Source organism: Sphingomonas sp. (assembly GCF_035714405.1).
Taxonomy (GTDB): domain Bacteria; phylum Pseudomonadota; class Alphaproteobacteria; order Sphingomonadales; family Sphingomonadaceae; genus Sphingomonas.
This window is the reverse complement of the sequence record NZ_DASTMA010000018.1, coordinates 746,206-756,807: the sequence shown is the minus strand read 5'-3', so window position 1 is coordinate 756,807 and position 10,602 is coordinate 746,206. Positions and strand designations below refer to the sequence as shown.

The following is a 10,602-nucleotide window of genomic DNA, read 5'->3' as shown; positions in this document are numbered from 1 at the left end:
AGCGGAGGTAAGGGCTTGTGGTTAACGCGGCGGAAAGACCCGAGCGCGCGCTGGCGCTGACTTATGCGCCGCCGGACAGGCGGGAAGGGCTGGCGGCGCTGTTCGCGCTCGACGACCGGCTGCGCGGGATCGTGCGGGCAGCGCGGGATCCCACCATCGGGCTGATGCGGCTGACCTGGTGGGGCGACGCGCTGGTCCGGCTCGATAGCGCGCCGCCGCCGCCGGAGCCGGTGCTGGCGGCGGTGGCGCGGGACGTGCTGCCGCATGGCGTCACCGGCACACAACTCGAGAGGATTGCGGACGGTTGGGCGCGACTGTTGGAGCCGGACGCGATCGACCTCGGGCTGTTCGCGGCCGAGGTGGGCGAGACGGTGTTCATCGCGGCCGCCACGGTGCTCGGTGCTGCGGACGAACGCATCGTCGAGGTCGGTCGGGCCTGGTCGTTGGCCGAGCTTGCGCGCGAGCGACCCGGTGTGTTGGAGTCGATCCGCGCGCAAGCGGATCGGGTGCTGGCGGGGGCGTTCGGGCGACCCTGGCGGCCGGCGGCGCGGCCTTTGGGCGCCTTGGGATTGAGCGCGCGCTTCGATCTGGAAGGGAAGAGCGCGCCCGGCAGTCCGCGGCGAGTGGCCCGGTTGATGCTGCACCGGTTGACCGGGCGATAGGTGGTTGCCTCCATGGGACCGCTTGCTAGCCTGCGATCGGGAACAAGGGAGCGGTGGCATGTGGCGGTATCTGGCGGGGGCAGGGGCGGCGCTGGCGCTGACGGGAGCGGGACTGGCGCTGTTCAGCGGCCGGGCAACCCCCCCGGCGCTGCTGCCGCCTGCGCCGGCCTATGTCGCCCCGCAGGAAGGCGGAGCGGAGGCGCGTGCGCTACCCGATGCGGTGCCGGCCGCGACGCCGAAGACGCGGGAGGAGAAGCGGTTCGGGCGCTATGACAAGGACAAGGACGGCGCGATAACGCGCGACGAGTATCTGGTGTCGCGGCGAAAGGCGTATGCGAAACTCGACCGTAACGGCGACGGGCAGCTGTCGTTCGACGAATGGGCGGTGAAGGCGACGACCAAGTTCGCAGGTGCCGACCGCGACCGCTCCGGCGCGATGAACGCGACCGAGTTCGCGACCACCGCCGTCAAGCGTAAGCCGCGGGCTCGGGTGAACTGTCCGCCGGCGGCGCCGCAGGAGGAGGGCTGAGCCAGCCGGCCAGCGCCGCGCGGGCACGGTCGGTATAGAGGCGCTTGCGATCGGCCTTTCTGGCGCGGCCCCCTTTCGCACCTTCGCCGAGCGGCGGAAACAGGCCAAAATTGACGTTCATCGGCTGATAGGTCTCGGCGACCGCCGCGCCGGTGATGTGATGCAGCAGCGCGCCCAGCGCAGTCTCCGGCGGTGGTGGCGTCAAGCTGCGGCCGGCGAGCTCGGCCGCGGCGAACCGGCCGGCGAGCAGGCCAATTGCGGCGCTCTCGACATAGCCTTCGCAGCCGGTGATCTGACCGGCGAAGCGGATGTTGGGGCGCGAGCGCAGTCGCAGCGTCGAATCGAGAAGCTCGGGCGAGCGGATGAAGGTGTTGCGGTGCAGCCCGCCCAGCCGCGCGAACTCGGCATTCTTCAGCCCGGGGATGGTGCGGAACAGGCGCACCTGCTCGGCATGCTTCAGCTTGGTCTGGAAGCCGACGATGTTCCACAGCGTGCCCAGCGCATTGTCCTGGCGGAGCTGGACGACCGCATAGGGCCAGCGGCCGGTGCGGGGATTGTCGAGGCCAACCGGCTTCATCGGCCCGTAGCGGGGTGTGTCGACGCCGCGTTCGGCCATCACCTCGATCGGCATGCAGCCCTCGAAATAGGGCACGTTCTCCCACTCGCGATATTCGGTCTTCTCGCCCGCGAGCAGGGCGGCGTGGAAGGCGAGATACTGGTCCTTGTCGAGCGGGCAGTTGATGTAGTCGGCGCCGCCCTTGTCCCACCGCGCCGCCTTCCACGCTATGTCCATATCGATCGAATCACGGTGGATGACGGGCGCGATCGCGTCGAAGAAGGCGAGCGCGTCCTTGCCGGTGGTCCGCGCGATGGTGTCGGCAAGTGCTGGAGCGGTGAGGGGGCCGGTGGCGATGATGGCCGGGCCGTCGGGCAGGGTGTCGACGCGCTCGCGGACCAGATCGACGTTCGGATGGGCGGAGAGTGCTGCGGTGACGGCGGCGGCGAAGCCTTCGCGGTCGACGGCGAGCGCGGAGCCGGCAGGAACGCGGTGGCGATCGGCCTCGCGCAGGATCAGCGAGCCGAGGCTCCGCATCTCCTGATGGATCAGGCCGACCGCGTTGCTGTCGGCGTCATCGGAGCGGAACGAGTTGGAGCAGACCAGCTCCGCCAGGCTGTCGGTGTGGTGGGCGGGCGTGGTTTCGCCCGAGCCACGCATTTCGGACAGGCGGACGCGGAAGCCGGCTTCGGCCAACTGCCAGGCGGCTTCGGAGCCGGCGAGGCCACCGCCGATGATGTGGATGTCGTTGCGAAAGGTCACACTAAGTTCACACCATCTGCTGCACCTGGCGCCCCGCAGTCCGCCCGGCAGGGCTGACGGCGTTTGGACGCGGAAAAGGCGCTAGCGCCGGGCGCGCGTGTAGGACAGCCCCTAAACCTGTCGGCGCCGGCGCGCGGCGGTTTCCGCGCGGTCCTTGATCAGCGCGAGCAGGTTGTTCTCCAGGTCGCCGAGGAACAGCTCGCCCCAGAGCTTCGCATAGCCGTTCACAGGTGTGCGGAGCCGGTACTGGGTGTGCAGTGTCAGGCGGGTGAGCCCGGGCGCGACCGGATCGGCGCGATAGCCGCCGCTCGTCACGGTGAAATACGGGCTGTCGGGCATCAGATGGCGGTCGGTGTAGCCCCAGCCGGCGATGTCGTCGAACAGGAAGCGCCAGCCGATGCGGCGGCCCGGCTCCCATTGGGTGATCCGTTCGCGGAAGCGGATGCCATGCTGCCAGACCGCATGGCGGTCGGCGCCCAGGCCGTCGCGCTCGAGCCGCGCGCCGATCGGACGGGGCACGCCGATCATGTCCTGGGTCAGGTTCCAGCGGCCTTCGCCGGGCCGCACGTCGGGTATGCCGCGCAGCATGGGCCAGAGCTGTTCGGGCGTGGCGCGGACGAGGATCGAGCGGCTGACGCTGGCGGTCGCCTGCGGCAAGGGGATGTAGGGCTCGACCTGGATGGCGATCAGCGGCAGCGCGAGCAGCGACAGGCAATAGGTGCGCCCGTCGCGTACCCGGCGACGCAGCCGATAGGTGATCTCCGCGCCGGCGATGCCGCTGATCAGCCAGAGGGGGCTGAGGAGGAGCACACAGATCGTGCCTTCGCCCAGAACGAAGAGGGAGAGCACTACCACCGCGGCGAGGATCCACACCGGCATCAGCAAATAGGCGGTGTGCGAGCGCGTCTTCCATGGGTCCGCGACATAGGCGACGAAGGCGCAAACCGCGGCGGGCAGAACGAGCAGGAAGGCAAAGCCGACCGTGCCACTGGACGGACGGATCGCCGCCAGCAGCGCGTACACGGCCCAGCAAAAGGCGAGTGCTGCGACGATCGCGCCACCGATGCGAAGGACGGCGGCATTCCAGCGGGCTTGCGAAGTCTCTTCCATGGCGGTGATCCTGTGCGGCCGGACGGCAGCTTACCGCCCGGCGGTTTACGTCCGCTTGAGGGCTCAGCCGCGGGCGGCGCGGGGCGCGCCCTGCTCGGCGAGCCAGCCGTTCACCTTGCGGCCGAAGTGCGCGATCGCACCCATGTTGAAGAAGTGCATCGCGCCGAGCACCAAGACGGCCAGGCCGACCTTGCTCGACAGGAAACGGATCGCGCCGGTCATGGTGACCGGCTCGTCGCCGAGGCTCAGCGTCAGAGTGATGAAGCCGATGTTGACGAGGTAGAAGCCGACCACCAGCAGGTGGTTGGTCGAGCGGGCCAGCTCGGCATCCTGGCCGAAGCATTGTTCGAGAAAGACGATGCCGTTGCGCGACAGGGTGTGCGCGACCCAGATCGTGGTGCCGATGGTGATCGCGAGATAGAGGGCGTAGGCGGTTTCGACCACGGTGCTGCTCCTTCAGTATATTCTGCAACAAGAGAGCTTATCAGGCGTGCGGTTGGGTCATGGCATGGTGGCCCTCCTACTTCTTCTTGCCGCCGGGAATGAGGCGGGCGACCTTGCCGCCGAGCTTCATCAGCGCGACTAGCGTTGGCTTCGGCAGTAGGCGGACCTGGTCGTACCAGCCCCCCAGCGTGCCAATGAACTCGTGCATGCGACCGATGCGTTCGCGGAGTTGCGGTGGCGCCGTGTCCTGCTTGAGGCGCTCCGCCAACTCGCCAAGCAGCTGGATGGTAGGATCGATCTCCCGCCGTTTTCGCTCGGCTGCGATGCGGAGCAGCATCTCCCACAGGTCGATCTCGGCGACGAAATGATCGCGACGATCGCCCTCGACATGGACGCGGCGGACGATCTGGTAGCCCTGCAGCTCCTTCATCGCGGTCGAGACGTTTGAGCGGGCGAGCCCCAGTGTATCGGTGATCTGTTCTGCGTGTAGCGGACGGTCGGAAAGGTAGAGCAGCGCATGGATCTGCGCGACCGAGCGATTGACCCCCCATTGCGTGCCCATCTCTCCCCAATGGAGGATGAAGGCCTTGGCATCAGGATGATCGAACAGCGTCATCGACTCACTCTCTTCTGTAAGAACAGAAATGGCAGGTAGTATGAGTATGGTCAACTGGCTTGTTCATGCGGGCGACGTAGGTCAGGGTCCAGCCATGATCGTCCACACCATCGGCTATGAAGGTGCCACTATCCCCGAGCTCATCGCGGCGCTGCATACGGCCGGCGTGCGTCGGATCATCGATGTGCGCGCGCTGCCGCTGTCGCGGCGGCCGGGGTTCTCCAAGTCGTCGCTCGCCGCCGGGTTGGCGGAAGCGGGCATCGGCTATGTCCACCTGAAGGCGCTGGGCACGCCCAAGCCGGGGCGGGATGCCGCCAAGAGGGGCGACGTGGCGACGCTGCGGGCTGTCTATGCCGAGCAACTGGCGTTGCCGGAGGCGCAGGTGCAGGCGGCACGGATGCTGGAGCTGGCAGCGGAAATGCCTAGCGCGCTGCTGTGTTTCGAGCGGAACCCGTCCCATTGTCACCGGACGCTGTTGCTGGCGGCGATGGCGGAGGGAGCGAAGGTGGTGGACTTGGAGCCCTAACCCGCCCTTGTTCATCGTCCCCGGCGAAGGCCGGGGCATGCACTTTGTGGCAGAGCCTGTCCTGTGCAATTCAGCAGCCCGAGACTGGGCCCCGGCCTTCGCCGGGGAAGATGAACCGGACGCCCCGTTACCCCGTGACGGGCAGCCGCACTGTTCCGGCCTCGTCCCGTTCCAGCGGCGAGTAGGCGACGACGGCGTCGAGCGGCAGGTCGCGGTAGAGGTGCGGGAAGTCCTCGCCGCCCCGCGAGGCCTCCCAGCGGACTGCCTCGCCCACCGCATCGAGGTCCACCTCCGCCACCCACAGGTCGGTGGCGCCCGCGAAATGCTTGTCGACGGTGGCCGTGAGCTGGTCCGCGGTCGACAGGTGGATGTACCCGTCGCGGCGGTCGTCGTTGGAGCCCGCGAAGCGGCCGTCGCGCTCCAGCGCGTCCTTCTCGTCCGTGGTCAGCACCTTGAAGGCGGCATTGTCCCTCATGTGTCGTCTCCGTCCGGATCCTCTTCCTCGACCCGTTCCGCCATCGTCTGCGGGCCGGTGCCGTCATCCATCGTCAACGCGTCCGGATCGGTCAGCGGTTCCGCGTCGGGCAGCTCCTGCGCGATCAACGCCTCGGCCTCGTTCGACGGCGTCTCGTCCTCCTCGTCGATGCGCGCGGCGGAGACGACATGCTCGTTCTCCGCGACATTGAACAGGCGCACGCCCGAGCCGCCGCGGCCGATCACGCGCGTATCGCCGACCGACATGCGGATCAGCTTGGCCTGATCGGTGACCAGCATCAGCTGCTCGCCGCCATGGGCGGGGAAGCTCGCCACGACCGGGCCGTTGCGGTCCAGGTTGGAGATGTTGGTGATGCCCTGGCCGCCGCGACCGGTGCGGCGGTATTCGAAGGCGCTGGTACGTTTACCATAGCCGTTGGCGCAGACGGTGAGGATGAACTCCTCCGCCGCTTCAAACGCCGCCATGCGCTCAGGGTCTAGCGTGACCTCGCGCTCGCCTTCCTTCCAGGGCGCGGCCTTGAGGTAGGCGTCGCGGTCTTCAGTCGTTGCAGAAAAGCCACGCAGCACAGACAGCGAGATCACTTCGTCACCCTTGGCCAGGCTGATGCCGCGTACGCCGGTGGCAGTGCGGCTCTGGAACTCGCGCACGTCGGTGGCGGCGAAGCGGATCGCGCGGCCATAGCGGGTGGCGAGCAGCACGTCGTCACCGGCGCTGAGCAGCGACACGCCGATCAGCCGGTCGTCGGGCTCGCCATTGCCGTCTTCATCCGCGAAGCGCATCGCCAGCTTGCCGGCGCGCGGGATGTTGCTGAACGCGTCCATCGAGTTGCGGCGAACGGTGCCGTTGGCGGTGGCGAACATGACGTGGAGGTCGGCCCATTTCGCCTCGTCCTCCGGCAGCGGCAGGACGGTGGAGATGGTCTCGCCGGCCTCGAGCGGCAGCAGGTTGACCATCGGCCGGCCCTTGGTCGCAGGGCCACCCTCGGGCAGGCGCCAGACCTTGAGGCGATAGACCTTGCCCGCCGTCGAGAAGAACAAGACCGGCGTGTGCGTCGAGGTGACGAACAGCGAGGTGATCGCGTCCTCTTCCTTGGTCGCCATGCCCGCGCGGCCCTTGCCGCCGCGCTTCTGGGCGCGGAAGGTGTCTAGCGGGGTGCGCTTGATATAGCCCTCGACCGTGACGGTGACGACCATGTCCTCGCGCTCGATCAGGTCCTCGTCGTCGATGCCTTCCGCGGCCGCGAGAATCTCGGTGCGGCGCGGGGTCGCGAACTCGGCGCGCACGGCGACCAGCTCCTCGCGCAGCACCTCGTAGAGGCGGCCACGATCCGCGAGGATGTGGAGCAGTTCGGCGATCGAGGCGGCGAGCTTCGCCAGCTCCTCGCCGATCTCCTCGCGGCCGAGCGCGGTCAGGCGATTTAGGCGCAGCTCCAGGATCGCCTTAACCTGCGCGTCGGACAGGCGATAGGTGTCGGCATCGGCCTGCGGCTCGATCGCCTCGACCAGCGCGATGTAAGACCTGATCTCCTCGATCGGCCACTCGCGCGCGAGCAGCTTGTCGCGCGCCTCGGCGGGTGAGGACGAACTGCGGATCATCCGCACCACCTCGTCGAGGTTGGTGACGGCGATCACCAGCCCGAGCAAGATGTGGGCGCGCTCGCGGGCACGGGCGAGTTCGAACTTCGAGCGCCGCGTGATGACCTCTTCGCGGAACTTGATGAAGGCGGTGAGAATGTCGCGGAGGTTGAGCAGCTCCGGCCGGCCGCCGCGGATCGCCAGCATGTTGGCCGGGAAGGAGCCCTGCGCCGGCGTGTGCCGCCACAGCTGGTTGAGCACCACTTCGGGCGTGGCGTCGCGGCGCAGGTCGATCACGATGCGCACGCCTTCGCGGTTCGACAGGTCGCGGACGTCGGTGACGCCCTCCAACCGCTTTTCCTTGGCGGCCTCGGCGATGCGCTCGACCAGCATGTTCTTGCCCTGCTGGAACGGGATCTCAGTCAGCACGATCGAGCGCTTCTCGTTGCGCCCTTCCTCGATCTCGTAGCGCGAGCGGACGATGATCGAGCCGCGCCCGGTCTCGTAGGCCGAGCGCGTTCCGGCGCGGCCGAGGATCTGCGCGCCGGTGGGGAAATCTGGACCGGGAACGATCTGCATCAGCTCTTCGGTGGTGATCGCGCCATTGTCGATCAGCGCCAGGCAGGCGTCGATCACCTCGCCCAGATTGTGCGGCGGGATGTTGGTCGCCATGCCGACCGCGATGCCGCCGGCGCCGTTCACGAGCAGGTTGGGGAAGCGCGCCGGCAGGACAGACGGCTCGCGCTCCGAACCGTCATAGTTGGGCTGGAAGTCGACCGTGTCCTTGTCGAGGTCGGCGAGCAGCGAGTTGGCGACCTTGGCGAGCCGCGCCTCGGTGTAGCGCATCGCCGCGGCCTTGTCGGGATCCATCGACCCGAAATTGCCCTGGCCGTCGATCAGCGGCACGCGCATCGACCAGTCCTGCGACATGCGGACCAGTGCTTCGTAGATCGAGCTATCGCCATGCGGGTGGTATTTACCCATCACGTCGCCGACGAGACGGGCGGACTTGCGATACGGCCGGCCGGCGACAAAGCCGGACTCCTGCGCGGAATAGAGGATGCGGCGGTGGACCGGCTTCAGTCCGTCGCGCACGTCGGGCAGCGCGCGGGCGACGATGACGGACATGGCGTAGTCGAGGTAGCTCGACCGCATCTCGTCGACGATGGAGATATCGGACATACCGTCGTCGGTGGGGGGTTCGGCGAGGATAGTCTCGTCGGCCAATTTGCAAGCTTTCGGATCGTTACGGGTTGTATCCGATGTAGGCGTTGGCGACCGCAAAGTCACGCGCGCACGCGTAGGCGACGCTGCGCTAGGGCGTGATCTCCGCGCCGTCCCAGGCCCACAGCTTGCCGCTATCGGCGGGACGCAGGCCGTCGAGGACGTCGAGCAGCTGCACGGCGGCGCGGTCGGGGGCGAACAGTTGGTCGGCGACGACGTTGGTCTGGAAGGGCTTGGACAAGGCGGTGGCAACGGTGCCGGGGTGCAGGCCGACGACGATGGAGCGATCGTTGCGGCGGCGCTGCTCGACGGCGAGCGTTCGGATCAGCTGGTTGAGCGCGGCCTTGCTGGCGCGGTAGCCGTACCAGCCGCCCAGCCGATTGTCGCCAATGCTGCCGACGCGTGCGGAAAGAGCGGCGAAGATCGTGCGACCGGCGCGGGGCTGGATAGGCAGGAAGTGCTTGGCGACGAGCGCCGGGCCGATGGCGTTGACCTGAAACTGCCTCGCCAGCCAGGCGGGGTCGAGCGCCGCCATGCTCTTTTCCGGCGCGGCCTCGCGGTCGTGGAGGAGGCCGGTCGCAACCACCACGAGTACCGGTGGCCCGGACAACGATGCCGCGGCGGTGGCGATGCTCGCCTCGTCGGTCAGGTCGAGATGGTCGCGCCCGGGGAAGGATCGCGCGAAGCCGCGCACGTCGACGCCTTCTTCCGCGAGGGCTTCCATCAAGGCCGCGCCGATGCCGCCCGATGCGCCGATCACCACGGCTGGTGCAATTACCTCAGTCATGGCGTCACTTGGCTGGCATGGCGAGGGAGCGCAACCGGCAGGCGCGCGTTGAGCGCGCCATGACCGATACCGCTTCCGCCCGCCGCGCCACCACCCCATGGCAGATGACCTTTTCCGACTGGAAGGAGGTGCTGGTGCGCAGCTGGAAGGAGGCCAGCGACGACAATGTCGGCCTAATCGCGGCCGGCGTCGCCTTCTATGCCTTTCTGGCGATGGTGCCGCTGCTCGGCGCGATCGTGTTGAGTTACGGGCTGGTCGCGGAACCGACGACCGTGATGAGCCACATGAAGCAGCTCACCACCGTCATGCCGGCCGACGCCGCCAAGCTGGTCGGCGAGCAGCTGCTCAACGTTGCTCAGACCTCCGGCGGCAAGAAAGGACTCGGGCTGTTGCTGGCGCTCGCTATCGCCCTTTTCGGCGCACGACAGGGTGCGGGGGCGATCATCACCGCGCTCAACATCGCCTATGAGGAGAAGGAGAAGCGCGGCTTCATCAAGCTAAACCTGCTCGCCCTGGCGATGACGGCGGCGGCGGTGGTGGTCGCGATCCTGGCGACGGTGGCGATCGGCGCGCTGGGGCATCTGGAGACTCTGTTCCCGGAGCTGCCGGGATGGGGGCAGGTGCTCGGCAAGATCGTCAGCTACGCGGCGCTGGCGGCTGCGGCGGCAGCTGGCGCTGCGTCGATGTACCGCTGGGGGCCGTCGCGCGACGCGGCGAAGTGGACATGGCTGACGCCCGGATCGGTACTGACCGCAGTGTTGTGGCTGCTGCTGACGCTGGGCTTCGGGGTCTATGTGTCGAAGTTCGGCAACTACAATGCGACCTATGGTTCGCTGGCGACGGTCGTCGTGCTGCTGACCTGGCTGTACCTGTCGGCGTACATCCTGCTGTTCGGGGCGGAGCTCAATTCGGAGCTGGAACATCAGACGACGGCGGATACGACGGTGGGTGCGGACCGCCCGTTGGGCGAACGGGGGGCGTGGTCCGCCGATCATGTGGCGAGTGGGAGCGAGCCGGCAGGCGGGGGTGACGCGGGCGAATCGGGTGGGATCGTTGAAGGGCGGTCTGGCCGCGCGGCGGGTAAAGCGGCGTGGCAGCCGCCGAAATCCGGTTCGGGCAAGGGGTTGTTGGCGGCGTCGGGGCTGCTGGGTTTGTGGCTTGGGCGCAAGCTGGGGGTGCGCAAGGGCAAGCGGATTGGGGCCAAGGTGGCGGCTAAGCGGGCGAAGAAGGCGGGGGGCAAGGCCAACTGATGGGGTAGAAGAAGGGGCGTCGCGGCGAAGCCGCGCCGGGACGTCGGACGGGAGCGCTTCGCTTCC

General features: G+C 68.1%; 11 protein-coding genes. 4 read left to right on the top strand and 7 right to left on the bottom strand.

The annotated features are described in order from the left end of the window. The first annotated feature begins 17 nt into the window (after nucleotides 1-17). Together VFQ64_RS10530 and VFQ64_RS10525 are read left to right on the top strand one after the other, a co-directional pair. Nucleotides 18-662 (top strand): squalene/phytoene synthase family protein, encoded by a 645-nt coding sequence (locus VFQ64_RS10530; protein WP_325103236.1) that lies wholly within the window; start codon nucleotides 18-20, stop codon nucleotides 660-662. Between the two features lie 58 nt (nucleotides 663-720). Then, entirely contained in the window at nucleotides 721-1,191 is a 471-nt protein-coding gene (locus VFQ64_RS10525) for an EF-hand domain-containing protein (protein WP_325103235.1), read from the top strand. On the opposite strand, the gene trmFO is transcribed toward VFQ64_RS10525, so the two are convergent. The 4 genes from trmFO to VFQ64_RS10505 form a co-directional block, all read right to left on the bottom strand. Beyond that, entirely contained in the window at nucleotides 1,130-2,509 is a 1,380-nt protein-coding gene (gene trmFO / locus VFQ64_RS10520; protein ID WP_325103234.1) for a methylenetetrahydrofolate--tRNA-(uracil(54)-C(5))-methyltransferase (FADH(2)-oxidizing) TrmFO, read from the bottom strand. The two genes, VFQ64_RS10525 and trmFO, sit on opposite strands and share 62 nt — an antisense overlap. Nucleotides 2,510-2,620: 111 nt before the next feature. Then, entirely contained in the window at nucleotides 2,621-3,619 is a 999-nt protein-coding gene (locus tag VFQ64_RS10515; RefSeq protein WP_325103233.1) for an SRPBCC family protein, read from the bottom strand. Nucleotides 3,620-3,682: 63 nt separating this feature from the next. Continuing rightward, nucleotides 3,683-4,063 (bottom strand): hypothetical protein, encoded by a 381-nt coding sequence (locus VFQ64_RS10510; protein WP_325103232.1) that lies wholly within the window; start codon nucleotides 4,061-4,063, stop codon nucleotides 3,683-3,685. Nucleotides 4,064-4,139: 76 nt separating this feature from the next. Beyond that, complete coding sequence (locus tag VFQ64_RS10505) at nucleotides 4,140-4,679, bottom strand: GbsR/MarR family transcriptional regulator (protein ID WP_325103231.1); 540 nt, start codon at nucleotides 4,677-4,679, stop codon at nucleotides 4,140-4,142. A gap of 94 nt (nucleotides 4,680-4,773) precedes the next feature. Between VFQ64_RS10505 and VFQ64_RS10500 the strand changes: the two genes are divergently transcribed. Further along, nucleotides 4,774-5,205, top strand: a complete 432-nt coding sequence (locus VFQ64_RS10500) for a DUF488 domain-containing protein (RefSeq protein ID WP_325103230.1) — start codon at nucleotides 4,774-4,776, stop codon at nucleotides 5,203-5,205. 127 nt (nucleotides 5,206-5,332) lie between these two features. Here VFQ64_RS10500 and VFQ64_RS10495 read toward each other — a convergent pair whose 3' ends face one another. The 3 genes from VFQ64_RS10495 to VFQ64_RS10485 form a co-directional block, all read right to left on the bottom strand. After that, nucleotides 5,333-5,680, bottom strand: a complete 348-nt coding sequence (locus VFQ64_RS10495) for a DUF952 domain-containing protein (RefSeq protein ID WP_325103229.1) — start codon at nucleotides 5,678-5,680, stop codon at nucleotides 5,333-5,335. Continuing rightward, a complete protein-coding gene (gyrA, locus tag VFQ64_RS10490; RefSeq protein ID WP_325103228.1) occupies nucleotides 5,677-8,502 on the bottom strand; it encodes a DNA gyrase subunit A in 2,826 nt (941 codons plus the stop codon). The genes VFQ64_RS10495 and gyrA overlap by 4 nt, the downstream gene beginning before the upstream one ends. 88 nt (nucleotides 8,503-8,590) lie before the next feature. After that, entirely contained in the window at nucleotides 8,591-9,286 is a 696-nt protein-coding gene (locus VFQ64_RS10485; protein WP_325103227.1) for an SDR family NAD(P)-dependent oxidoreductase, read from the bottom strand. 59 nt (nucleotides 9,287-9,345) lie between these two features. Between VFQ64_RS10485 and VFQ64_RS10480 the strand changes: the two genes are divergently transcribed. Continuing rightward, nucleotides 9,346-10,536, top strand: coding sequence for a YihY/virulence factor BrkB family protein (locus tag VFQ64_RS10480; RefSeq protein ID WP_325103226.1), 1,191 nt, complete (start codon nucleotides 9,346-9,348; stop codon nucleotides 10,534-10,536). The last annotated feature ends 66 nt before the right edge of the window (nucleotides 10,537-10,602 follow it).

Excerpts from the sequence above, each read along its gene's own strand:
- VFQ64_RS10525 (WP_325103235.1), top strand. The coding sequence starts at position 721 with ATGTGGCGGTATCTGGCGGGGGCAGGGGCGGCGCTGGCGCTGACGGGA.
- VFQ64_RS10515 (WP_325103233.1), bottom strand. The coding sequence starts at position 3,619 with ATGGAAGAGACTTCGCAAGCCCGCTGGAATGCCGCCGTCCTTCGCATC.
- VFQ64_RS10505 (WP_325103231.1), bottom strand. The coding sequence starts at position 4,679 with ATGACGCTGTTCGATCATCCTGATGCCAAGGCCTTCATCCTCCATTGG.
- VFQ64_RS10500 (WP_325103230.1), top strand. The coding sequence starts at position 4,774 with ATGATCGTCCACACCATCGGCTATGAAGGTGCCACTATCCCCGAGCTC.
- VFQ64_RS10495 (WP_325103229.1), bottom strand. The coding sequence starts at position 5,680 with ATGAGGGACAATGCCGCCTTCAAGGTGCTGACCACGGACGAGAAGGAC.
- VFQ64_RS10485 (WP_325103227.1), bottom strand. The coding sequence starts at position 9,286 with ATGACTGAGGTAATTGCACCAGCCGTGGTGATCGGCGCATCGGGCGGC.
- VFQ64_RS10480 (WP_325103226.1), top strand. The coding sequence starts at position 9,346 with ATGACCGATACCGCTTCCGCCCGCCGCGCCACCACCCCATGGCAGATG.